General features: G+C 55.4%; 19 protein-coding genes and 1 tRNA gene. 14 read left to right on the top strand and 6 right to left on the bottom strand.

What is annotated here, in order from left to right; genetic code table 11:
- The first annotated feature begins 1 nt into the window (after nt 1).
- From dapB to GM556_RS00685, 8 genes are all read left to right on the top strand, one after another.
- The gene (gene dapB, locus GM556_RS00720; RefSeq protein ID WP_099026435.1) at nt 2–757 is read left to right on the top strand and encodes a 4-hydroxy-tetrahydrodipicolinate reductase; all 756 of its coding nucleotides are present in this window, start codon (nt 2–4) and stop codon (nt 755–757) included.
- Between the two features lie 244 nt (nt 758–1001).
- The gene (gene metK, locus GM556_RS00715) at nt 1002–2186 is read left to right on the top strand and encodes a methionine adenosyltransferase (RefSeq protein WP_266137254.1); all 1185 of its coding nucleotides are present in this window, start codon (nt 1002–1004) and stop codon (nt 2184–2186) included.
- A gap of 116 nt (nt 2187–2302) precedes the next feature.
- On the top strand, nt 2303–2998 hold the full coding sequence (locus tag GM556_RS00710) for a tRNA (guanine(46)-N(7))-methyltransferase TrmB (protein ID WP_099026437.1): 696 nt from the start codon (nt 2303–2305) through the stop codon (nt 2996–2998).
- 53 nt (nt 2999–3051) lie between these two features.
- A complete protein-coding gene (locus GM556_RS00705) occupies nt 3052–4704 on the top strand; it encodes an electron transfer flavoprotein-ubiquinone oxidoreductase (protein WP_155578963.1) in 1653 nt (550 codons plus the stop codon).
- Nucleotides 4705–4773: 69 nt separating this feature from the next.
- Nucleotides 4774–5523 (top strand): electron transfer flavoprotein subunit beta/FixA family protein, encoded by a 750-nt coding sequence (locus GM556_RS00700; RefSeq protein ID WP_155572663.1) that lies wholly within the window; start codon nt 4774–4776, stop codon nt 5521–5523.
- Entirely contained in the window at nt 5523–6437 is a 915-nt protein-coding gene (locus GM556_RS00695) for an electron transfer flavoprotein subunit alpha/FixB family protein (protein ID WP_155578962.1), read from the top strand. Before GM556_RS00700 ends, GM556_RS00695 begins: the two co-directional genes overlap by 1 nt.
- Nucleotides 6438–6597: 160 nt before the next feature.
- Nucleotides 6598–6674: transfer RNA gene (locus tag GM556_RS00690), tRNA-Pro, on the top strand.
- A 37-nt stretch (nt 6675–6711) separates the two neighbouring features.
- Nucleotides 6712–7074: a hypothetical protein gene (locus tag GM556_RS00685; protein WP_155573438.1), complete on the top strand. Its 363-nt coding sequence runs from the start codon at nt 6712–6714 to the stop codon at nt 7072–7074.
- Nucleotides 7075–7128: 54 nt separating this feature from the next.
- Here GM556_RS00685 and hemH read toward each other — a convergent pair whose 3' ends face one another.
- From hemH to GM556_RS00670, 3 genes are all read right to left on the bottom strand, one after another.
- The gene (gene hemH / locus GM556_RS00680; RefSeq protein ID WP_155578961.1) at nt 7129–8160 is read right to left on the bottom strand and encodes a ferrochelatase; all 1032 of its coding nucleotides are present in this window, start codon (nt 8158–8160) and stop codon (nt 7129–7131) included.
- 90 nt (nt 8161–8250) lie between these two features.
- Nucleotides 8251–9315: an aspartate-semialdehyde dehydrogenase gene (locus tag GM556_RS00675; protein ID WP_155578960.1), complete on the bottom strand. Its 1065-nt coding sequence runs from the start codon at nt 9313–9315 to the stop codon at nt 8251–8253.
- Between the two features lie 81 nt (nt 9316–9396).
- Nucleotides 9397–10086, bottom strand: a complete 690-nt coding sequence (locus GM556_RS00670; RefSeq protein WP_230873221.1) for a 2OG-Fe(II) oxygenase — start codon at nt 10084–10086, stop codon at nt 9397–9399.
- Between the two features lie 87 nt (nt 10087–10173).
- Here GM556_RS00670 and GM556_RS00665 point away from each other — a divergent pair, with 87 nt between their 5' ends.
- Genes GM556_RS00665 through trpA form a run of 3 tightly spaced genes read left to right on the top strand, consistent with a single transcriptional unit; the run spans nt 10174 to nt 14973 of the window.
- Nucleotides 10174–12882 carry a 2-oxoglutarate dehydrogenase E1 component gene (locus tag GM556_RS00665; protein ID WP_155578959.1) on the top strand — a complete coding sequence of 903 codons (2709 nt, stop codon included), beginning with the start codon at nt 10174–10176 and terminating at the stop codon, nt 12880–12882.
- A 31-nt stretch (nt 12883–12913) separates the two neighbouring features.
- Nucleotides 12914–14146 (top strand): tryptophan synthase subunit beta, encoded by a 1233-nt coding sequence (trpB, locus tag GM556_RS00660; RefSeq protein ID WP_099026443.1) that lies wholly within the window; start codon nt 12914–12916, stop codon nt 14144–14146.
- A gap of 11 nt (nt 14147–14157) precedes the next feature.
- Nucleotides 14158–14973 carry a tryptophan synthase subunit alpha gene (gene trpA, locus GM556_RS00655; RefSeq protein WP_155578958.1) on the top strand — a complete coding sequence of 272 codons (816 nt, stop codon included), beginning with the start codon at nt 14158–14160 and terminating at the stop codon, nt 14971–14973.
- A gap of 75 nt (nt 14974–15048) precedes the next feature.
- On the opposite strand, the gene GM556_RS00650 is transcribed toward trpA, so the two are convergent.
- Nucleotides 15049–15315: a hypothetical protein gene (locus tag GM556_RS00650; RefSeq protein ID WP_099026445.1), complete on the bottom strand. Its 267-nt coding sequence runs from the start codon at nt 15313–15315 to the stop codon at nt 15049–15051.
- A 286-nt stretch (nt 15316–15601) separates the two neighbouring features.
- On the opposite strand from GM556_RS00650, the gene GM556_RS00645 reads away from it, so the two are divergent.
- Nucleotides 15602–17893, top strand: coding sequence for a heavy metal translocating P-type ATPase (locus GM556_RS00645; protein WP_370513559.1), 2292 nt, complete (start codon nt 15602–15604; stop codon nt 17891–17893).
- A gap of 28 nt (nt 17894–17921) precedes the next feature.
- Here the strand turns inward: GM556_RS00645 and GM556_RS00640 are convergent, their stop codons facing one another.
- On the bottom strand, nt 17922–19127 hold the full coding sequence (locus tag GM556_RS00640; protein ID WP_155572656.1) for an amino acid aminotransferase: 1206 nt from the start codon (nt 19125–19127) through the stop codon (nt 17922–17924).
- Between the two features lie 9 nt (nt 19128–19136).
- The gene (locus GM556_RS00635; RefSeq protein ID WP_155578957.1) at nt 19137–20840 is read right to left on the bottom strand and encodes an alpha-keto acid decarboxylase family protein; all 1704 of its coding nucleotides are present in this window, start codon (nt 20838–20840) and stop codon (nt 19137–19139) included.
- A 243-nt stretch (nt 20841–21083) separates the two neighbouring features.
- Between GM556_RS00635 and accD the strand changes: the two genes are divergently transcribed.
- Both accD and GM556_RS00625 read left to right on the top strand, forming a co-directional pair.
- Entirely contained in the window at nt 21084–21956 is an 873-nt protein-coding gene (gene accD, locus GM556_RS00630; RefSeq protein WP_099026449.1) for an acetyl-CoA carboxylase, carboxyltransferase subunit beta, read from the top strand.
- 79 nt (nt 21957–22035) lie between these two features.
- Entirely contained in the window at nt 22036–23376 is a 1341-nt protein-coding gene (locus GM556_RS00625; RefSeq protein ID WP_155578956.1) for a folylpolyglutamate synthase/dihydrofolate synthase family protein, read from the top strand.
- Nucleotides 23377–23380 lie beyond the last annotated feature (4 nt).

Below are 23380 nucleotides of genomic sequence, written 5' to 3'. Positions count from 1 at the left end.
CATGAGCAACATTCTCTCTCCCCGCATCGGCATTGCGGGCATTACCGGGCGGCTAGGGCAGCTTTGTGCGGAGGAAGCAGGCCCGCATCTCGCAGGCGGGCTGTCCCGCACGGCTGACCCTGCGCGTCATATCACCAGCGAAGCCGATGCGCTTGGGCGTGAATGTGACGTGATTATTGATGTCAGCCATGCAAGCCTTGTCCCCACTCACGCCCGTGCCTTTACGCAAGCAGGGTGTGCGTGGGTCCTCGGCACAACGGGGTTAGATGCCGCAGCACAACACGCTGTAGAACAAGCAGCCGAGCATATCGCTGTCCTCCAAGCGGCGAATTTTTCTCCTGCGCTTACTATGTTGCTCTCCCTCGCACGCCAACTCGGCGCAGCCTTGCCAGATTATGATGCGGAAATTGTGGAGACACATCATCGCCAAAAGCTAGATGCCCCCTCCGGCACAGCTCTCGCCATTGGGCGGGCTGTTGCTGCAGGACGAGAGGCAGAGTTTGAGCAGGTTAAACGGTTAGACCAAAATGGTAAACGGCCTGATGGGGCCATCGGTTTTGCCTCCCTCCGCGGGGGGCAAGTTATTGGCGAGCATGAGCTGCGCTTCCTCACCACCGATGAAGAAATTACCCTCTCCCACCGCGCATTAGACCGCCGCGTCTTCGCCCGTGGTGCGCTTAAAGCAGCCCTCTGGTTAGCACAGCCTCACCGCAAAGCAGGGCTATACAGCATGCAGGATGTGCTCAACACACCGTAATTGTTCCCCCTCATGGCCATGTTGCGCGTCTTTTTTCCTACCCTGCCAACATGGCCTAACAAGCGGAAAATACGCACTTTCTTTACAATCCAATCCCACGCGTTGAAATGTAAAGAACGCGCTAACCCTTGACCTCAGAGCGTTTTTCAGCCAAGCGGTTAGGTTCTTCATGTCCTGTCGCTTGTGCCTTTCGGGGGGCAGGGGCAGCCTTTTTTTCACCACTCATTCCCTGCGAGGTCCCTGAGTGCGCAATCACGGCGATTTTCTTTTTACTTCTGAATCCGTTTCCGAAGGTCATCCCGATAAAGTAGCAGACCGTATCTCCGATACCGTCCTAGATGCTTACCTTGAGGCCGAGCCAGAAGCCCGCGTAGCTTGTGAGACACTGGTTACTACGAATCGTGTCATTCTTGCTGGCGAAGTTCGCGGCCCTAAAGCTGTCGAAGATACATTGATCGACCGCGCCCGCGAGGCCATCAAAGATATTGGTTATGACCAAGAGGGCTTCTCTTGGAAACATGCTGAAATCACCTCCCTCCTCCACGCACAATCTGCCGATATTGCTGTCGGTGTTGATAGTGCTGGCGATAAGGATGAAGGCGCAGGCGACCAAGGCATTATGTTCGGCTTTGCTACACGTGAAACAGCAGAGCTTATGCCTGCTCCGCTCTTTTACGCCCAAAGCATCCTAGAGCGCATCCGCGATTATCGTAAGCAAGGCGATGCACGCGGCGTGGGCCTACTACCTGATGCTAAAAGCCAAGTCACGCTGCGCTATGTGGATGGCAAACCTGTTGGGGCGACCTCTGTTGTGGTCTCCACCCAACATGCAGAAGGTATGCGCCAAAACACCATCCGCGAAATGGTGCGTGAGACTGTCCGGGAGGTCCTGCCCGAAGGGTGGATGTGCCCAGAGCATGAGTTCTACGTCAACCCGACAGGCAATTTCGTCATCGGGGGGCCAGATGGCGATGCCGGGCTAACAGGCCGCAAAATTATTGTGGATACTTACGGCGGGGCTGCCCCTCATGGCGGCGGAGCTTTCTCCGGGAAGGACCCGACCAAGGTGGACCGCTCTGCTGCTTATGCCGCACGCTATCTGGCTAAGAATGTCGTTGCAGCGGACCTCGCAGACCGTTGCACCATCCAGCTTAGCTACGCGATTGGCGTCTCCCGTCCGCTCTCTGTTTATGTGGACCTGGATGGTTCTGGCAAAGATGTGGATGAAGTTCGCCTCGGCGCGTTGCTCAATGAGATTGTAGATCTCTCCCCCCGTGGCATCCGCGAGCGTCTGCGTCTTAACCGGCCTATCTACAGCAAAACAGCCGCTTACGGGCATTTTGGCCGTATTCCTGACCCTGCGTTAGATAACTTCACATGGGAAAATACGGACCTTGCCGAGCAGCTTAAAAGCGCGCTCAATCGCTGAAGTCCTACAGGGAGGGGCATAAGCCCCTCCCCCTCTGCCAGCCTCCGCTTCCTCTCCATGTTCAGCATGAAAAGGGAGTGGGGGCTTTTTATCATCCTCAACTTTAGTGCCCGATTGTGCTTGAAGACCTCAAACCCCAGCCCGAACGCCTCTATGGCCGCCAACGTGGCCATCCCCTCCGCCCACGCCAGCAACGCTTGCTCGATGAGGCCCTCCCGCGTGTTCATTTCCGCAATATGGCCGCCCCGTTGGAAGGCTTCGGCAAGCCTGTCTCTCAACTCTTCTTAGAGATTGGCTTTGGTGGTGGTGAGCATGCTTATGACCAAGCCGCTCGCAACCCAGAGGCTGGCTATATCGCAGCGGAAGTGTTTGATAATGGCGTTTGCTCCCTCCTCTCGCGCATCATCCCAGAGGGGGAAGAAGCCACAGCCTTAGGGCCGGATAATCTACGCCTCTGGGCAGAAGATGGCCGCCAATTATTAAAAGGCCTGCCCGATTCCTGCTTAGACCGCGCCTATCTCATGTTTCCCGACCCGTGGCCTAAAGCCCGCCATGCGAAGCGGCGTTTCATCCATCCAGAGAATCTGCGCCATATGGCTCGGCTGCTTAAACCCGGTGCGCCGTGGCGTGTCGCAAGTGACCACCCTGTCTATCAAGACTGGGTCACAGAAGTGATGAGCCAGCAAACGCTCTTTGAGGCCCCACCGCCCGCCTTAGAACGCCCCGCAGATTGGTCCCCCACACGCTATGAGGCCAAAGCCTTCCGTGAAGGGCGGCAGCCTTTTTACTGGACCTTTACACGCAAAGGGTGAGATACCTTCTCTGACCACTCTTTATGTTCCCTGTAAGCAGTAGGAGTCCCCTCATGTCACAGACCCAAAGCGATAACACAACCGCTATAGAGCGGGAGGAAATGGCCTTTGATGTCGTCATCGTGGGGGGCGGGCCTGCCGGACTCACTGCCGCTATTCGCCTCCGTCAACAACAGCCAGAACTTTCAGTCTGCTTGTTGGAGAAAGGCAGCGAAATTGGCGCGCATATTGTCTCCGGTGCTGTGCTAGAGCCTAGCGCGTTGACAGAGCTTTTCCCAGATTGGCCGGAGCGCGGTGCCCCACTTCACACACCTGTCCGAGATGAGAAGCTCCTCTTTCTGACAAAAAAAACCGCCATCCCCATCCCGGCTCTCCATCTCCTCATGCCGCAAATGGATAATCGGGGGAATTACATCATCTCTCTTGGGACATTCTGCCGTTGGCTCGGGGAGCAAGCCGAGGCTCTGGGGGTGGAAATCTATCCCGGCTTCTCTGGCGCAGATTTGTTTATTGAGGATGGCAAAGTTTGCGGCGTTATCACTGGGGATATGGGCGTCAACCGCCAAGGTAAGCCAAAGCCTGACTACACACCGGGGATGATTCTCCGCGCGAAACAAACCATTCTGGCAGAAGGAGCCAGAGGTTCGCTCAGCAAAAAAGCCATGGCCCGCTTTGACCTCCGCAAAAATGCCGACCCGCAGACCTTTGGCCTAGGGATTAAGGAAGTATGGGAGATTCCTGCGGAGAATCATCGCCCCGGCTTTGTGCAGCATAGCTTTGGCTGGCCGCTTGATACCCACACTTATGGCGGGGCCTTCCTCTATCATTTCGGGGAAAATCTGGTGTCTTACGGCTTCATCACCGCGCTAGATTACCGCAACCCATGGCTCTCCCCTTTTGAGGAAATGCAGCGCACCAAGCAGCACCCCGCCTTTAAGAAACATTTTGAGGGTGGACGGCGCATCATGTACGGGGCGCGGGCTATCTCCGAAGGGGGATTACAATCCCTCCCCCATCCTATCTTCCCCGGTGGGGTTTTGACAGGCGATTGCGCGGGCTTCCTCAATATGCCCAAGATTAAAGGCATTCACACAGCTATGAGGTCCGGCATGATTGCCGCAGATGCGGTGCTAGAGGCCATCCAAACTGAGCAAACTGAGGCCAGCACCTACATGCGTGCCCTAAAGGCCTCACGGTTATGGAAAGAACTCTCCGCTGCACGCAATATTCGACCAGCTTTCTCTCATTGGGGGATGCTCGGCGGAGCTGCCTATAGCGGGATTGATAGCATGATCTTCCGTGGGCGCGCCCCTTGGACCTTGCATCACCGTCATGCTGATAACCACACCCTCCTCCCTGCTGATAAAGCCCCCAAAATCGACTACCCCAAAGCCGATGGTAAGCTAACCTTCACCCGGGCCGAGTCCGTCTTTCTCAGCAATATCAGCCATGATGATGACCAACCTGTGCATCTACATGTAGGCGATATGCAAACGTGGAAAGAGGTTAATCTTGCGCGCTTTGCCGCCCCAGAAAGCCGCTATTGCCCTGCCGGTGTGTATGAAACCAATGAGGCAGAGGAGCTTGTTATCAATGCTCAAAACTGCGTGCATTGCAAAAGCTGCGACATTAAGGACCCGGGGCAAGATATTAACTGGTGTACGCCAGAAGGCGGTAGCGGGCCAAATTATCCTTCTGGGATGTGACTTTTAGGATAAAAGCAGATAACCTAGCCCCAGTTTCATTTTAAGCTGCGACAGCAACAAAGGATGACCATGAAGGTTCTTGTCCCCGTCAAACGAGTTGTTGATTACAACATCAAGCCACGCGTTGCCGCAGATGGCCGTGGTGTCGAAACGCAGGGCGTGAAAATGTCCATGAATCCCTTCGATGAAATCGCACTGGAGGAAGCCCTCCGCCTGCGAGAGAAGGGCCATGCTAGTGAGGTCATCGCGGTGACCATCGGCCCGCAAGTGGCTCAGGATGTCCTCAGGACCGCCATGGCCATGGGGGCAGACCGTGCCATCCTCATCAGCACCGATGTAGATTGTGAGCCGCGCGTGGTCGCTAATCTCCTCAAAGCCGTTGTGGAGAAAGAGCAGCCGGGCCTTATCTCCATGGGCAAGCAAGCCATTGATGATGATATGAACGCCACTGGCCAGATGCTCGCAGCCAAGCTTGGCTGGCCGCAAGGGACATTCGCCAGTCAGATTGACATTGCCGATGGCCACGCCACCGTTACGCGGGAAGTTGATGGCGGGACGGAGACCCTTGCCCTCACCCTACCTGCGGTCATCACAGCGGACCTCCGCCTTAATGAGCCACGCTATGCCTCCCTGCCTAACATTATGAAGGCGCGTAAAAAACCACTGGAGACGCTTGAAGCAGCCTCCTTAGGCGTTGACCTGACACCCCATCTCACGGTGGTAAAGGTCGCTGAGCCGCCCCAACGCACAGCGGGCATCATTGTCGAAACCGTGGATGAGCTGGTCCAGAAGCTCAAGACAGAAGCGAAGGTAATCTGATGACCGCACTTGTTCTGATCGAAATCGAGAACGGCAAGGTCCGTCAGGCTTCCCGTTCTGCCATTGCCGCTGCCTCCCGCTTTGGTGAGGTTGATGCGCTGCTCCTTGGGGACGCTGGGGCGGAAGCTGCCAGCACATTGGCTGGTGTACGCAAAGTTCTGCATGTTCCCGCTCTCACCCATGCCCTCGCCGAGCCTACGGCAGCTCTGCTAGCCACATTGGCCCCCTCTTACAGCCATATTCTTGCGGCATCATCCTCCAGCGGGAAGAATATCCTCCCCCGTCTAGCAGGGTTGTTGGATGTTCAACCTATCTCTGACGTGGTGAAGATTGAGGATGAGAGTACATTCATCCGGCCTATCTATGCGGGCAATGCCCTCGCCACTGTGCAATCCAGCGATAGCGTCAAAATCCTGACCATTCGCTCCTCCAGTTTTGACCCTGTGGCTGAGACCGGCGGCAATGCAAGCCTTGAGGTGCTAGACGCCCCTGCTGATGACGGCAAAAGCCGCTTTGTAAAGTTGGAACAAAGCCAGTCCGACCGCCCAGAGCTAGAGGTCGCCCGTGTGGTCATCTCTGGTGGTAAGGGCCTTAAAGATGCCTCTAACTTCCATAATTTATTAGAGCCGATTGCCGATAAATTAGGGGCCGCTATTGGGGCCTCCCGCGCGGCGGTGGATTCTGGCTTTGCCCCCAATGAGATGCAGGTGGGCCAAACGGGTAAAGTGGTTGCGCCAGAGCTTTACATCGCTACGGGCCTCTCTGGGGCTATTCAACATCTTGCTGGGATGAAAGATAGCCGCGTGATTGTTGCCATCAATATCGACCCAGAGGCTCCCATCTTCAAAGTGGCGGATTACGGCATGGTAGGGGACCTCTTTGAGATTCTACCTGCTCTTACCAAAGCTCTGTAAGCTCTATCGCGCCTCTTTTAGACGCCCACTTTCTCTTTCGTGAGAGGGTGGGTGTTCTTTTAGCAAGAGCTTGAGCAATCATTTCTTTATTTTTCTGCAAAAACCGCGAGGCTCCCCCTTGCACCCCTGTTAGAGGCGGGGTAGGTATAACCCCACAAATCGGAGTGTAGCTCAGCCTGGTAGAGCACTGTGTTCGGGACGCAGGGGCCGGAGGTTCGAATCCTCTCACTCCGACCATTTTCCTAAAAAATAATAATGTTAGGGGCCTTCAATGATGAAGCGCGCAATCTTCTCTCTTTTCGCTACCAGCATGCTTATTGGCATGGCTGCTCCTGCCATGGCAGAGCCGGGCGGCTGCATCAAATACGGTGCCGCTGGGGCTGTAGCGGGCCATGTTGCCCATAAGCATGCTGTGGCTGGGGCTGTTGGCGGCTGTGTTGTGGGGATGTATCAGCGGCATAAATACCGCAAATCCATCGCGGAGAAAGCCGCTCTTTGGGATAAGGAACATCCTGTAGAGAGCAAGCAAAATGGCAGCGGCTGGTGGCAGAAAAACAACTCCGCCGCAGCTAAAGCGCAAAAAGCCCAATGGTACGATGCTGAGCATGCTAATGGGGATGCCCAAGCCGCCCATTAAGGCTAAGCGTATATCGCTTATGAGAAACCCGGCTTTTTAGCCGGGTTTTTTGTGTCAGGTTTGGAAGCCTTTCATCGCCTGCCGCGCTAAATGCTCCAAAAGCGTGATAGCCTCTGGCGCGTCATTCAAACAGGGGATGAAGGCGAACTCCTCTCCTCCTGCCTCCATGAACTCCTCACGCACCTCCCGGCCAATTTCATCCAGCGTTTCGATGCAATCCGCCATAAAGCCGGGCATGATGACGGCAATCTTTGTAATGCCTTGTTTGGGTAAGGCCGCGATATAAGGGGCCGTATAAGGTTGGAGCCATTCCATCGGCCCAAAGCGGGATTGGAAGGTCAAAGGAACCTCCTCATCCTTCAACCCTAATGAGGCAGCCAAGGCTTTGGTCGTGCGGGCACATTCCTCTTGATACGGGTCGCCCTTCTCCACAAAGGCTTTTGGCAGGCCGTGATAAGACGTCACAAGCCGTTGCGGTGTAAAGGATAGCCCTGCATAAACACGCCGCACCGAAGCGGCTAACGCCTCAATAAACTGTGGATGGTCAGGAAAAGACGGTACCGTCAACACCGAAGGTTGCCGCCGCAAGCGCATCAAAGCCCGAAAGAGCTGGTCATTCGCTGTGGCTGTCGTAGTGGCGGAATATTGCGGATAAAGCGGGATATTGATGATGCGGTCACACCCTTGGTCCAGCAACTCCTCCAAGGCCTGCTTTACGGAGGGCTGGCCATAGCGCATCCCCCATGCCACCGGAATCCCCTCCGGGGCGAGGCGTTCAGCCAAGCCTTCTGCCTGCTTACGGGTAAAGACACGCAGAGGGGAGGCATCCTCCTCCTTATCCCAGATGCGGGCATAATTCGCCCCACTCGCAAAGGGCCTACGCGACAACACCAGCGTGTTAAGGATGGGCTGCCAGATAAGGGGATGAGATTCGATCACCCGGCGGTCTGAAAGAAACTCCTTCAGATAACGGCGGACGGAACGATAACCCGTATCATCTGGCGTACCCAGATTCACGAGAAGAACACCAACCCGCCCCCCGGAGGGAACAGGCGTGCGCGGAGGGGTATAAGTAAAATAAGACATAGCCCCTCCACTATGGGGACGACATCCTTTTTTGGAAAGAGGATTTCACCCCAGCATTGCGATAAGCACCATCTATTAACCCACCCGTAATTACGATGGCTCTTCTGGGCGGGGAGCTGGCTTCCAAAGTGGGGAGTCCTTGCCAATCAAATGCTGCTCATGCAGGCTCTCGGCAATTTGTACAGCATTAAGGGCCGCCCCCTTACGGAGATTATCCGACACACACCAAAAGGCCAGACCATGCTCTACAGTCGAGTCAATCCGCAGGCGGGAGATGTAGGTATCATCCTCACCCACACATTCGATTGGGGTGACGTAGCCACCATCTTCACGCTCATCACGCAAAATCACACCAGGGGCTTTCCGCAACGCCGCGCGGGCTTTCTCTAAATCCACCGGCTTACGACATTCGATGCTAATCGCCTCAGAGTGACCAATAAAGACCGGCACGCGCACGCATGTGGCAAGGACCTTGATGTCCGGGTCCAGAATCTTACGAGTCTCGACCGCCATCTTCCATTCTTCCTTGGTGGAGCCATCCTCCATAAAGCGATCAATATGCGGGATGAGGTTAAAGGCAATCTGCTTTGTAAATTGTGCAATGGTGGGCGCATCATTCACAAAGCTGCCTTTTGTCTGGCTAAACAGCTCATCCATGCCGGACTTCCCTGCCCCAGAGACAGCCTGATAGGTCGAGACCACCACACGCTCAATGCTGAACAAATCATGCAGTGGCTTCAACGCCACCATCATCTGAGCGGTAGAGCAGTTAGGGTTAGCGATAATGCCTTTACGCGCCTTCTTTAAAGCACCGGCATTGACCTCCGGCACAACGAGGGGGATACCCGGCTCCATACGGAAATGGGATGTATTATCCACGACCAAACATTTTGCCGCCGCAGCCTTAGGCGCGTATTTGGCCGATACAGCCCCGCCGGGGGAAAAGAGCGCAATATCCCACCCTGTGAAATCGAACGTCTCGAGATTCTGAACCTTCAGAACCGTCTTGTCTCCAAAGGAGACCTCCCGCCCTGCCGAGCGAGCAGAGGCGAGGGCTACAATCTCATCAACTGGGAACTGACGCTCCGCCAATGTTTTGAGGATCTCACGCCCAACAGCCCCCGTAGCCCCAACAACAGCAACTCTATACCCCATCGTCTCACTCTCCTCTTATCAGCAAAGGGTATGCCTTTGCCTTCATCTCCGCCTCAACGGCCTCTTACAAACCAACTTATTTTACGAAACCAACCGCTTCCAAAAAGCAGAGACACGATGCCGTAAAAGCTCATACTGGGCGCGTTTATCCCGTGCCATGTAATTCAACTGAATTGTATAGCGCGGCCCTATATAAGGGCGATGCCCGTGCCATGTATCCGGCCCATTGGGGAAAATAACCAACGTCCCCCCAACAGGTGGAATCTCACTTACATAATCCTCCACATCATCCGGCCCATTCAAAAAGCGTAAACACCCGCCCTGATGCGCCCAATCCTGTGTAGGGTCATTAAGATAAAGAAGAATTGTCACCCGCTTAGAGGCACTATCACGATGAATCCGGCCATCTTTAGCGCGCGTTTGCCCGCGCATTGTCACCATGCTTGGGGCGGTTTGTACATCTAGGCCAAATCTCTCTGCCACAATGGCTTTTAAACGCGGCCCAGCGAACTCCTCCATCATGCTCTTTAGCTCTGGATGGAGCGACAAAGCCGCTAAGGGGTAAGACCCACCGGCTTTTATCTCTGGCAATAACGACACCGCCCGCATAAGAGACGGCCCTGCCAAAAAATCCGGCACCACAAGATGCGGGCACGGCTTATGCTGGAGGCGTGCTTGCTGCACAGCCTCATAATTGAGAGAAATAGCACTCATAATAGAAAGCAAGCTACCCCTCCCCGGCAAGGCAAGCAAGCCATCATTCTCGCTCATGCCCTTCACATCAGAGAGAAGATTTTGCCTTCATCTCAGGATGCGTTAAAAATACACCCCAGCGAGGCGAAAAGGAACCATGCCATCATGACGGGCTCACCGAACCATCACCATGCCATTAATGGCGAGAACATCGCTTATCTCGGCGAGCTATACACCCAATGGGTGGAGGACCCGACCTCTGTCCATCCTGATTATGATGCGCTTTTTACCACCATGGGCAACCCCGCTTCGGAGGACGAGGCCGCTTTGCCCTCCTCGCCTTCCTCCGAGGCAGAATTGCGTGATGAGCGACTTAAAAAAGCTTTCCGCCTTTGTGGTCATCTCCATGCCGAGCTAGACCCGCTCGGCCTACGCCCTGCCCGCCCGCATGATGCCCTCACCCCCGATAGCCACACCGACCCTGCCTTACTAGCTCATCTAAAACGCGCTTATTGCGGGCCGATTGGGGCAGAGTTTATGCACCTCCATGATAGCCAACAACGGCAATGGTGGATCGACCGTTTAGAGACTCATCCCTCAACAGCTCTCCCCCTCTCCCAAGAGCGCATCCTCAGCTTGCTCACCCGTGCGGAAGGGTTTGAGACCTTTTGCCAACAACGCTTCACCGGGATGCGCCGCTTTGGGTTAGAGGGAGGAGAGAGCCTCATTGTCGCGCTGCAAGCCCTGCTCAATGAGGCAGCACGCGATGATGTACGCTCCATCTCCCTAGGGATGCCTCATCGCGGGCGGCTGAATGTCATGGCCAATATCCTGCGTAAACCCTATGCCGCTATCTTTAGCGAGTTCGCAGGCAAGGCCTTCTACCCAGAGGGTATCCGTGTCTCTGGTGATGTGAAATATCATCTCGGCACCACAACCACCATCCGTCAGGGCCGTCACGAAATCCGCATCTCCCTGCTGCCCAACCCCTCCCATTTGGAGGCTGTGGATCCTGTCGTGCTAGGCCGCGTCCGTGCGGACCAAGATAAAGATAAAGACGAAACCCGCCAGAAGCATCTTGGGATTCTCGTCCATGGGGATGCCGCCTTTGCGGGGCAAGGTGTTGTGTATGAAACACTCCAACTCTCCCGCTTAGAAGGGTATCGCACGGGTGGGACAGTGCATATCATCGTCAATAACCAAGTTGGGTTTACCACCAGCCCAGAGGCCGCTCATTCTGGCTTATGGAACACCGATGTCGCCAAAACCGTGCAGGCCCCTATTCTGCATGTTAATGGTGATAATCCCGAAGCTGTGGCCCGTTGTGCGGCTTTAGCGCATGAATGGCGCAAGACCTTCGCCAGCGATATTGTGGTGGACATCATCAGCTATCGCCGTCATGGCCATAATGAGACGGATGACCCCGCTTTTACACAACCTGCGATGGTGCAAACGATCAGCCAGCATCCCACCTTACGCACCCTCTATGCCAAGAAGGTCCTCGCGGAGACGAACATCCACCCTGCCGAGATTGATGCGTTATGGGAGGATGTGCAGGCTCAACTTCATCGTGCTTTTGAGGAAGCCGACACCTACCAGCCAGACCCAACCGATTGGCTTGATTATAGCCCACAAGACCCCACCCGTTTGCTCGACACGCCAGAGCGTATCCAGCCCATGACGGGCGTGCCCCTTCCCCGTCTGCAACAGGTGGGGGAGGCCCTAACGACTGTCCCCACCACATTTAACATTCATCCCCGCCTTGCCCGGCAACTTAAAGCACGGCAGGCCACCTTAGCCGAGGGCGGGCCAGTCGATTGGGCCACGGCAGAAGCCCTCGCTTTTGGTACGCTGGCTTTAGATGGCCACGCAGTGCGCCTCTCTGGACAGGATTGTGGCCGTGGGACCTTTAGCCAACGCCATGCCGTGCTGACGGACCAACATACGGGCCATCATTATACGCCACTAGCTCATATCGCCCCGCGCCAAGCCCCTGTGAATGTATGGAACTCCCCTCTCTCCGAATATGGCGTGATGGGGTTTGAATATGGTTATTCCCTCGGCAATCCTGATGCGTTAGTGCTGTGGGAAGGGCAATTTGGCGACTTCGCCAATGGTGCACAAATTATCATCGACCAATTCCTCTCCGCAGGGGAGACAAAATGGCTGCGTACCTCAGGCCTTACCCTGCTCTTGCCACATGGTTATGAGGGGGCCGGGCCAGAACATTCCTCTGCGCGGCCAGAGCGTTTTCTCCAGCTTTGTGCGGAGAATAATATGCGCGTCTGTATGCCCTCCAGCCCAGCAAGCTTCTTCCACCTCTTGCGGCGGCAAATTGCCCGCCGTTGCCGTAAGCCTTTGGTGGTGTTCAGCCCCAAATCGCTCCTCCGCCATAAGCTGGCTGTCTCACCGCTTAGCGATATGGGGCCGCATACACGCTTCCTCCCCATTCTGGCAGATGCCACCTGCCCCGGTGGGGCCAAACGAGTCGTGCTATGTAGCGGGAAGGTGTATTACGACCTTCTACAAAAACGCGATGAGATGGATCTGTCCCATTGCGCCATCATTCGGTTGGAGCAGCTTTACCCCTTCCCTCACCATGCGTTAGCTGAAGAGCTTGGCCATCACCCAGAGGCGCAAGAGGTCATCTGGTGCCAAGAAGAGCCAGAAAATGGCGGGGCATGGCACTTTGTGGACCGGCGTATTGAAGCCTGCTTGCATGATGTCGGCCATCGCTGCACCCGTCCGCTTTATGCGGGCCGCAAGGCCTCTGCCTCTCCCGCTACGGGGCTTGCGAGTATTCATCAAGCTGAGCAAGAGGCCCTCGTCCAGCACGCTCTAGGGCTGCACTCCCCCACGCCAACCATCGACTAATCCCTCTTTTCACAACGCAAAGATACATATCATGCCTACAAACACACCCATCACCAGCCAGCTTAACTCCCTCCGCACCGGGCCAGATGAACGCGGGCATTTCGGGATTCATGGGGGGCGTTTTGTCGCAGAAACCCTCATGCCCCTCATGCTAGAGTTGGAAAAAGCCTATGCTCACGCCAAAACAGACCCGGCCTTCCAAAACGAGTTAGATTATTACCTCCGCCATTATGTTGGCCGCCCTAGCCCGCTCTGGCACGCTAAACGGCTGAGCGAGACACTCGGCGGCGCGCAGATTTACCTCAAGCGGGAGGAGCTAAACCATACAGGCTCCCACAAGCTCAATAATGTGATGGGCCAGATTCTCCTTGCCCGCCGTATGGGCAAAACCCGCATTGTGGCAGAGACCGGGGCTGGGCAACATGGTGTGGCCACAGCCACTGTCTGCGCCCTCTTTGGATTGGAATGTGAAATCTATATGGGTGCCACCGATGTAGAACGGCAAAAACCCAATGTCTTTCGCATGCATCTACTGGGGGCTAAAGTCCACCCCGTTACAGCCGGGGCCGGCACCTTAAAAGACGCTATGAATGAAGCCATGCGCGATTGGGTGGCTAATGTAGCGAACACTTACTTCCTTGTCGGCACGGTCGCTGGGCCTCACCCTTATCCGGCCATGGTGAGGGACTTCCAATCCGTCATCGGGACAGAAGCGCGTGAGCAAATACAGGAGCAAACAGGCCGTTTGCCCGATGCTGTTATCGCTGCCATTGGGGGCGGGTCTAACGCGATGGGGATTTTCCATCCCTTCCTTGATGATGCAGAGGTCCCCCTTTATGGCGTGGAGGCCGCAGGTTTGGGGCTAGATAGCGGCAAAACAGCGGCCTCTATCGCCCGCGGTACGCCCGGTGTGCTGCATGGTAACCGTACCTATTTACTACAAGATGATCACGGGCAAATTACAGAAGCCCACTCCATCAGCGCGGGGCTGGATTATCCGGGCATCGGGCCAGAACATTCATGGCTTCATGATATTGGCCGGGTGAACTACGTCAGTGCTACAGACCAGCAAGCTCTGGAGGCCTTCCAAACCCTTACAAAGCTGGAGGGCATTATCCCCGCCTTAGAGAGTGCCCATGCGGTAGCCCATGCCATTGTCATGGCCCCCAAGATGGAGAAGAGCCAAACCATCATCGTTAATCTATCCGGCCGGGGGGATAAGGATGTTCCCACTGTTGCGGCCCATCTCGGCGTAAAATTGTAAGGAGAGCCATTATGAGCCGCATCAAAGCCTGTTTTGACCGCCTAAAAGCAGAAGGACGCGGGGCCTTACTCCCCTATCTAGAAGCGTTCGACCCTGATTACGAAACCTCCCTTGCCCTGCTGCGCCAAATGCCCGAAGCCGGGGCTGACCTCATCGAAGTTGGCGTGCCATTCTCCGACCCTTCGGCAGATGGCCCAACCATCCAACTCGCCGCCCAACGTGGCCTTAAAGCTGGTGCGACTCTCAAGGGTGTGTTGGAGCTTATCCACCAATTCCGCCAAGGTGATGACCATACGCCCATTATTCTCATGGGCTATTACAATCCCATCAACCATTACGGGGTAGAGCGTTTTTGCAAAGACGCGCGTCAAGCCGGTGTGGATGGGCTTATCATCGTAGATTTACCCCCTGAAGAAGTTGAAGAGCTCGCCCCCTATGCCAAGGCGGAAGGGCTGGACATCATCACCCTCACGGCCCCTACAACGCCTGATGAGCGGCTCAAAACCATTCTGAAAGACGCCAGCGGCTTTGTATATTATGTGAGCATCACCGGCATTACCGGCACGCGCAGTGCTACAGAGGAGCAGCTAAAGGCCGCGATGACACGCCTCCGCGGCGCAACGGACCTCCCTATTGTGGCAGGCTTTGGCATCACCACGCCTGAGCAAGCCCGCACAGCCTCGCGCATTAGCAATGGGGCCGTTGTGGCCTCCGCCATTATCAAAGAGATGGCCGCCACCTATGATGAGCAAGGCCGCGCCACCGCAGCAAGCCTCCCCACCGCTTTGGAGAAAATCCGCTCCCTAGCAAAGGCCGTGCGGGGATAGGCCACAAAAAACCCCGGCCTGTAGGAAGGCCGGGGGCATCATGCTTTATCTATAGCAAAGCGTGATGATATAAGCTTACTTCTTCAGCCAGCGGCCGATGGCGCAAAGGCCTGCTAGAGCAGCAACGATGATACCGCCCCAAAGCAGCGTATGGCCAACACATTGGCAACGGCCTTTAGGCTGCTTCAACTCGTTATTCAGCTCATTAAAAGCATGCTGTGCCTGACGTGCTTGCTCATGTGCTTTAGCTTTTAGCGCGTCTGTATCAACAGCATTCCCAGCCTTGTTAAGGGTCTGCTCTGCTTTTGTTTTAAGCGCATCGACATTAAGAGCGTCTGCCATGGGTTTCCCCTCCTTCAACACTGCTCCGCCCCTCTCTTAAAAGGAGCTGATAGACAGATTGAAACTTATAGTTCCGTCAGAAAAATACTGACATTCGGTAAACATAACACCCTCATCATAAAGAATAAGGGGGCCTGCCCTCATGGGAGAGTTCTTTTTTCTGCATATGTCGTACTAAGGGCCGTGCCACTTCTGCCCCTCCCTAAAAGAAAGGCTTTTGCTACCCCCTGCAAAGCCCTATCATAAATATAATATTACAAACGTCCTCTCTCTTAGGAGGCCCTGCGTGCCTACATCCTCCCCATCATCACGCACACTTCTTATCGAGGGTATGAGCTGCGCATCCTGCTCCGCACGGGTGGAGAAAGCCTTAAAAGCTGTACCGGGCGTAACGGATGCTCATGTAAATCTTGCAACTCAGCAGGCTCAGATTACAGGCACAGCCTCTCAGGAGGCTCTCATCGGGGCCGTCAAGACTGTTGGGTTTGGGGCGGCACCGCTCATCCAACAAGAGGCGCATCGTACAATACAAGACCGCAAAACACATCGTGAGGCCCAAACGCGCGCGCTCCGACACGATTTATTACATGCGGTCATCCTTTGGTTGCTCATCTTATTTATGGGTATGGGCCACGGCTTTGGCATTATCCCTGTAGGATGGCGGCCTTGGCTGCAATGGGTGTTTGCGACACTCGCCCTCATCGGGCCGGGGCGACAATTTTATCGGGCCGGCCTCCCCGCGCTGCTCCACCGCACCCCAACGATGAACACCCTCGTTGCCCTCGGTACGGGGGCAGCTTATCTTTATTCCAGCCTTGTTGTCTTTGCCTCTGCCTTATTACCCGCAGAAACACAGCATCTCTATTTTGATACTATTTTAGGCATCATCACGCTCGTCCTGCTTGGCCGTATGTTAGAGGCCCGCGCGAAAGGCCGTACCTCCGCCGCGTTAGAAAAACTCATCTGCCTCCAACCCCAAGAGGCACATCTCCTCCATAATGGAGGGGGGCATGATGTCCCCATCGCGCAGATAAAGCCGGGAGATCAGCTCCTCATCCGCCCCGGGGAACGCGTACCGCTGGATGGCGTCATTTTGGAAGGCAAAAGCCATCTTGATGAATCCATGCTGACAGGCGAGGCCCTCCCCACCCCACGCGGTGTGGGTGAGACCATCATTGGGGGGACGCTAAACCAAGAAGGCGCATTGACCATTCAGGCCACAGCCACGGGGGCTGATACTGTTCTGGCGCGCATCATCAGCATGGTGGAGCATGCACAGGGCAGCAAACTCCCTATTCAATCCTTAGTGGATAAGGTCATTCTCTGGTTTGTGCCCGTTATTATCGCCATTGCTGGGCTGACCTTCCTATTATGGCTCATCATAGGGCCTGCCCCCTCCTTTATCTATGCTCTTACCAACGCTATTGCCGTCCTCATTGCCGCTTGCCCTTGCGCGATGGGGCTTGCGACCCCTACAGCCATCATGGTGGCAACGGGTAAAGGCGCGGAGATAGGCATCCTCTTTCGCAAAGGCGAGGCCCTGCAATCCCTCGGCCATACACGCCTTGTTGCTTTTGATAAAACAGGCACCCTCACCAAAGGCCAACCTCATCTTACGGACATCTACCGCCTTGATGATACAATAACGGAGGAAGCACTCCTCGCCCTCGCTGCGGCTGTGGAGCGACATTCCGACCATCCTTTAGCCCGAGCAATTACCCAAGCCGCGGAGGAGCGGGCTGTAACGCTGCCGCCTGTTCGTTATGTCAGCACCCTCACCGGGTTGGGGATTGAAGCGCAAGATGAGGCAGGCCATCACATCCATCTTGGCAACCATGCTTATATGAAGTCACTCGGTCATTATTCTGCCGAGGCAAACCGCTTGGCTGACACGCTAAGCCAGAAGGGAACATCCCCCCTTTATATGGCCTATAAAGGCCGCATCATCGCCTTAATGGCGATTGCCGACCCTATCCGCCCCTCTGCCGCCGCAGCCATCGCCGCGCTAAAGAACGCGCATATCCGCACCGTCATGATTACCGGGGATATTGAAGCCACAGCCCGTTCCATCGCCCAACAGGCAGGGATTGAAGATGTCATCGCGCATGTTATGCCAGAGGAGAAAGGTGCTACCATACAGACGCTACAAAAGCTGCATGGGCCGGTTGCCTTTGTGGGAGATGGCATTAACGATGCCCCCGCCCTCGCTTTAGCCGATACAGGGCTTGCCATCAGCCACGGAACAGACATCGCCATTGAGGCTGCTGACCTCGTCCTCACCCGCGATAGCCTGATGAGTGTCCCTGACGCCATCACGCTCTCACGCTCGACCATGAAGGTCATCCGGCAGAATCTCTTTTGGGCTTTTATTTACAATATCGTGCTGATTCCCCTCGCAGCCGGGGCTTTATATCCGCTGGCCCATATCATGCTCTCCCCAGCCTTCGCCGCGGGGGCCATGGCGTTCTCTAGCCTGTTTGTTCTTGGTAACGCTATCCGGCTCCGTTTCGCCCCACCCTTCTTGCCCGAACAGGCCCATAAATCCAAACGTAAAACCTTTGAAAAAGGGCCTCTTTAACGAGGCCCTTTCCCCTTACGCACTTACTTTACGCGCTGGTGGAGAAAACCGCCGCAAGGGCATTGACCACAGGCGGGAGGTTCTGCTCATTCAGACCGGCCATGCAAACACGGCCACTCCGCAGAATGTAAACGCCATATTCCTCGCGTAAACGGTCTGCTTGGGCGGGGGTTAGCTTCATCATGCTAAACATACCGCGCTGCGCCAAAAGATACTGGAAGTCCTGCCCCGGTAAACGGGTGGAAAGCTGGGTATGTAAGCTCTGGCGCATTGCGCGGATGCGCGCGCCCATAGCGGCGACTTCCTCCCGCCAGAGGCGAGCCAGCTCTTTATCATTCAGCACGATATTAACAAGCTGCGCCCCTCGGACTGGCGGGCTGGAATAATTACGCCGTACCGTTACCTTTAGCTGGCTTAGCACCCGCTCCGCCGTTTCTTCATCCTGACAGACGACCGACAAAGCCCCAATCCGGTCCCCATAAAGGGAAAACACTTTAGAGAATGAGTTGCTCAGCAAAAACGTCATCCCAGCTTTCACCATCGCCCGGGCGGCATACACATCTGCCTCTAACGTGCTGCCCAACCCTTGATAAGCAAGGTCGAGGAAAGGGACTAACCGCCGCTCCTTCAACAAAGGAATCAGCACATCCCATTGGGCCTCGCTAAGGTCTGCACCGGTGGGGTTATGGCAACAAGGGTGCAACAAAACCACATCCCCAGCCGGAATCTGCCGGATACATGCGCACATCGCCTCAAAATCTACCCCGCCTGTTTTGGGGTCGAAATAAGGATATTCATGCGTTGTAAAACCCGCCCCAGCAAAGATGGCGATATGATTCTCCCATGTGGGGCGGCTTACCCATAGGTCAGCTTGGGGAAAATAACGATGCAAAAAATCCGCACCAATTTTTAACGCCCCAGAGCCGCCAAGAGTTTGGACTGTGGCAATACGCCCCGCTTTTACAGCCTCGCTCTCCTCACCGAACAACATATGTTGCACAGCCTGCCGATAAGAGGCGAGGCCCTCCATCGGGAGGTAAAGCTCCGGCTTATCCCATGTATTTGCCAACCTCTCATAGGCTTTACGGATGCAGGCTAATTGAGGGACCTGCCCCGCCTCATCATAATAAAGCCCAATGCTGAGATTGACCTTCTCCGCCCGCTTATCCCGCTTAAAATCTTCCACAAGAGAAAGAATCGGGTCTCCCGGCGATTGCTCAACAGAGTGAAACATAAGCGTGGCTCATCCTTTCTGTGCGTGTGTCTGCGTGCTGGCATTGCGCGGGCCTGTGGGGCCGTAATCATAATCAGCCACGGCTATGCCGAACCTCTTGAGAGCCTCCGGCGCGTCCATCTCTGGCAAAATCAGCTCAATAAACACAGCTTTATCGGCCTGCTCTGCTTGTTTGAGCGCATCCTCTAACTCACTCACACGCTCCACTACGAGGGAGAGAGCTTTATCCTCACGGTCGAAGTCATGAGGCAAAGCCGCATAACGCCAATTTGCAATATCGTTATACCGTGACCGCTCCCCAAGAATGAGACGCTCGATCGTATAACCCTTATTATTAAGCAAGAAGATGATTGGCTTCTGCCCATGACGGAGGATGGAAGAAAGCTCCTGCACTGTTAATTGAAAGGACCCATCCCCGATGAACAAAATATGCCGCCGTTCCGGGCTTCCCATATAAGAGCCAAATAAAGCGGGGAGTGTATAGCCAATCGCCCCCCATATGGGCTGGGCGATATAACGCGTCTTTTGGGGGAAGGCTGTCCCCAAAAGGGCAGTATTGCTTGTCCCGGCCTCACCAATAATCACGTCTCCTTCCCGCAAGAAGGCCGCCACACGGGGCCAAAGAGCCGCATGGGTGAGGGCATCATCCCCTTGCCCGGGTGCACTCGCTGCCCCTGTCGCAGGGCGCGCGGGCAATGTGCGTGTGCTAGGGGAGAATTTTGCTAATAAAGCCTTCAACACCGCTGCCATCGGTGCAGCAGGGATAGACCGCCCAGCAAGGCTTACCTCATGGGCTAGGATATTAATAAAAGCCTCTGGCCGAATCTTCTGCGTAAAAAAGCCCGTATTAATCTCGGTAAAGCGTAGCCCAAGGCCAATCACACAATCGGACTGACTGACAAGCTCCCTTATATCAGGACGACTCGCAGCCCCCACATACCCACCTAGATAATAAGGGGCGGTCTCATCCAACACAGCTTTGGCAGGGGCCGTGGCCACACAAGCAATGACGCCTCGTTCGGCTAAGTCTGCCACCAAGGAGGCCGTGCCGAAACGATCCACATCAGCATCAAGAATCATAACAGGATGACGCGCTGCGGCAAGGCGTGTGGCAATATGCTCAGCTGCGAGGGCCACTTGCTCCGCATCGCCTTGTGAATCCTCCAAGACAAGCGGTGCATCGGGCACCTCAATGCTTAAATGGGTAATGTCCGAAGGAAGTTGAAGATGGACAGGCCGCCGCTCCCGCCAACAGGCTTGGAGGACACGATCAATCTCCTCCACAGCATTAGCTGGGGTGAGGCGTGCTTGTGCGACTGTATATTCAGCCATGCAGCGGCCAATATTACCATAACCCCCATCAGCCAATGTATGATGCAATAAGGCACGACTTTCCACCGCATGCAGGGGGGGAATCCCCGTAATATGTACAAAAGGCACACGCTCTGCATAAGCCCCAGCGATGCCGCTAATAGCCCCAAGGTCCCCCACCCCAAGGGTGGTGACCAGCCCACAAAGCCCTGCTGTGCGGGCATAGCCATCAGCCGCGTAAGCTGCGTTAAGCTCATTACAGTTACCAACGAAGCTAACAGAAGGAGCCGCCTCTACCTGCTCTAAGAAGGAAAGGTTAAAATCCCCCGGCACACCAAAAAGATGGCTAATGCCTGCCTCTGCCAAACGGCGAATGAGATAATCCCCTATCAACATACGCATGTCCGACTCCCTTCTTTACTGTTAGCCTTAGAGCGGTTTAGCACCCTTACCGCCTCTATATCGTATCTTTACCCGCCCTGTATGCCTCTTTTCACAAACAAATGACTAACAAAACCGCCCTAAAAACGTAGAAATACACCTTGTGCAAAGAGAAAGCTGGCATCTTTTCCCAAGCCCGGATAAAGTCCCCCAGCCTTTATAGGCCCTAATGATGCACCATTGCTGGAGAGTGAACAGAATACCATGAGCTGGCTGACCGAACATGTCCGTCCCAAATTACGGAGCCTGCTACAAAGGGAGGTCCCAGATAACCTCTGGACCAACTGTGAATCTTGCTCGCAGATGATGCTCACTAAGGAGCTTACCCGCAAAAAGAAAGTCTGCCCCCATTGTGGGCACCATATGCGTGCCGGGGCGCATGAGCGTATGGCATGGACCTTTGATGACGGCCATTACACCACCATTGAGCTACCCTCCGTCCCTGCTGACCCGCTGCACTTTCGCGATTCCAAACGCTATACAGACCGCCTCAAAACGGCACGTTCTAAATCCAACTTGGAGGATTCCCTCCTTGTGGCACATGGCAAAATTGGCGGTCATGATGCCGTTGTTGCCGTCATGGCTTTTGAGTTCATGGCCGGGACGATGGGCAGCGCGTTAGGGGAGGCCTTCCTCGCAGCATGTCGCCTCGCTATCTTGCAAAAAGCCCCGCTCATCATCTTTACAGCCTCTGGTGGGGCGCGGATGCAGGAAGGGGTTGTCAGCCTCATGCAAATGCCCCGCACCACCATCGGGGTGGAGATGCTGCGCGAGGCCGGCTTGCCCTATCTTGTTGTCTTTACCAACCCCACAACAGGCGGGGTGTCGGCCTCCTTTGCCATGTTGGGAGACATCCATATTGCCGAGCCTAATGCGCTCATCGCCTTTGCAGGACCGCGTGTGATTCGGGATACAGTGCGTGAAGAGTTGCCTGAAGGCTTCCAACGCTCTGAATATCTCAAAGACCATGGGATGGTGGACCTTATCGCCACGCGTGATGAACTCCCCGCTCTTTTGGGACGACTCGTAGGGATGCTCAGCCCCACAAAAGACGCTCCCGCCCAAAAAGCATCCTAACATTCCATTGCCCCGGCCCTTTCCTGACTAAACGGCCGGGTATGACCCCTCCCCTTCTGAGAAACCCGGATAGGCGATTATGGCAACAAGCCCGCAAACCAACCTCCCCTCTGGTGAGTTCCACGGGCGGACGGGGGAGGTGGTGCGCCGCCTTCAAGAACTCCACCCCAAGCTCATCGATCTCTCCTTAGAGCGGCTAGAACGGCTACTCGCTCGCCTTGGCCACCCAGAGCAGCACTTACCCCCTACCATCCATGTCGCTGGGACAAATGGTAAGGGCAGCACATGCGCCAATCTCCGCGCCATTGCTGAAGCAGCAGGCTTAAAAGTGCATGTCATGACCAGCCCGCACCTCCTCAGCGTGACAGAGCGTTTTCGCCTTGCAGGGCAGCTTGTAACAGAAGATGACCTCATCGCGACTTTAGAGGAGATTGAACGGCTCAATGACGGGGCCCCCATCACCGTCTTTGAGGTCCTCACCGCAGCGGGGTTTTTGCTCTTCTCCCGTATCCCTGCGGACCTTCTCATCCTTGAAGTCGGCCTTGGCGGGCGGTTTGATGCAACAAATGTCATCCCCGCAGCACGCGCTTGCATCATCACCTCTATCAGCCTCGACCATCAGGCCTTTTTAGGGGATGACCTCGCCGGTATCGCGCGGGAAAAAGCGGGGATTATCAAGCAAAATGTGCCTGTCTTTGTCGCACCACAGACTGATGCCGTCATGCAGGCCATCACAGACATCGCCACCGCCCATCAGGCCCCGCTCTATCGGTTAGGGCATGACATCACCCTCACAACGCAACGTGATGGGCTGCTTTACCACGATGATAAAGGCACGCTCACACTACCCTACCCAGCCCTCCACGGCCCTCATCAATACGATAATGCCGCCTTAGCCATTGCCGCCCTGCGTCATGCGGGCCTTACGCTGCCGCAGAATGCTTTTGCGGGCATTGCCAAAACCACATGGCCCGCTCGCTTACAGCCCCTCCATGGGGCATTGCATCACGCCCTCCCAGCCGGGTGGGACTTACTCCTTGATGGCGGGCATAATCCCGGCGCGGGAGAGGCTTTGGCAAAAGTCCTCCACCACTGGCAGGATCGCCCCCTCCATCTGATTGTCGGGCTAAAAGACAGCAAGGATGTTACGGGCTTTCTCCGCCCGCTCATCCCCTATGCAACCACACTCCAAGCCGTGGCAGAGCCGGGTCAGCATTTGGCTATGCCTGTCCCTACCATTCTTAACGCTGCCCGTGCTGCGGGGGGAGAGGCTATAGCAGGGCCTGATATTCGCACCGCCCTACACTATTTGCGGACCAACCATGCCCCCCCGCACAGCCCCCCGGCGCGTGTCCTCATTTGTGGTAGCTTATATCTCGCAGGCTGTGCCCTCGCCCTTGATGGTGCCACACCGCACTAACCCA

This window comes from Bombella sp. ESL0378 (assembly GCF_009725845.1).
Lineage (GTDB): Bacteria > Pseudomonadota > Alphaproteobacteria > Acetobacterales > Acetobacteraceae > Bombella > Bombella pollinis.
The sequence above is the reverse complement of the archived record's forward strand: the minus strand, read 5'-3'. Positions and strand labels throughout refer to the sequence as shown.

Coding starts and splice junctions, on each gene's coding strand:
- dapB (WP_099026435.1), top strand. CDS start 2: ATGAGCAACATTCTCTCTCCCCGCATCGGCATTGCGGGCATTACCGGG.
- GM556_RS00705 (WP_155578963.1), top strand. CDS start 3,052: ATGTCACAGACCCAAAGCGATAACACAACCGCTATAGAGCGGGAGGAA.
- GM556_RS00700 (WP_155572663.1), top strand. CDS start 4,774: ATGAAGGTTCTTGTCCCCGTCAAACGAGTTGTTGATTACAACATCAAG.
- GM556_RS00695 (WP_155578962.1), top strand. CDS start 5,523: ATGACCGCACTTGTTCTGATCGAAATCGAGAACGGCAAGGTCCGTCAG.
- GM556_RS00685 (WP_155573438.1), top strand. CDS start 6,712: ATGAAGCGCGCAATCTTCTCTCTTTTCGCTACCAGCATGCTTATTGGC.
- hemH (WP_155578961.1), bottom strand. CDS start 8,160: ATGTCTTATTTTACTTATACCCCTCCGCGCACGCCTGTTCCCTCCGGG.
- GM556_RS00675 (WP_155578960.1), bottom strand. CDS start 9,315: ATGGGGTATAGAGTTGCTGTTGTTGGGGCTACGGGGGCTGTTGGGCGT.
- GM556_RS00670 (WP_230873221.1), bottom strand. CDS start 10,086: ATGAGCGAGAATGATGGCTTGCTTGCCTTGCCGGGGAGGGGTAGCTTG.
- GM556_RS00665 (WP_155578959.1), top strand. CDS start 10,174: ATGACGGGCTCACCGAACCATCACCATGCCATTAATGGCGAGAACATC.
- trpB (WP_099026443.1), top strand. CDS start 12,914: ATGCCTACAAACACACCCATCACCAGCCAGCTTAACTCCCTCCGCACC.
- trpA (WP_155578958.1), top strand. CDS start 14,158: ATGAGCCGCATCAAAGCCTGTTTTGACCGCCTAAAAGCAGAAGGACGC.
- GM556_RS00650 (WP_099026445.1), bottom strand. CDS start 15,315: ATGGCAGACGCTCTTAATGTCGATGCGCTTAAAACAAAAGCAGAGCAG.
- GM556_RS00640 (WP_155572656.1), bottom strand. CDS start 19,127: ATGTTTCACTCTGTTGAGCAATCGCCGGGAGACCCGATTCTTTCTCTT.
- GM556_RS00635 (WP_155578957.1), bottom strand. CDS start 20,840: ATGCGTATGTTGATAGGGGATTATCTCATTCGCCGTTTGGCAGAGGCA.
- accD (WP_099026449.1), top strand. CDS start 21,084: ATGAGCTGGCTGACCGAACATGTCCGTCCCAAATTACGGAGCCTGCTA.
- GM556_RS00625 (WP_155578956.1), top strand. CDS start 22,036: ATGGCAACAAGCCCGCAAACCAACCTCCCCTCTGGTGAGTTCCACGGG.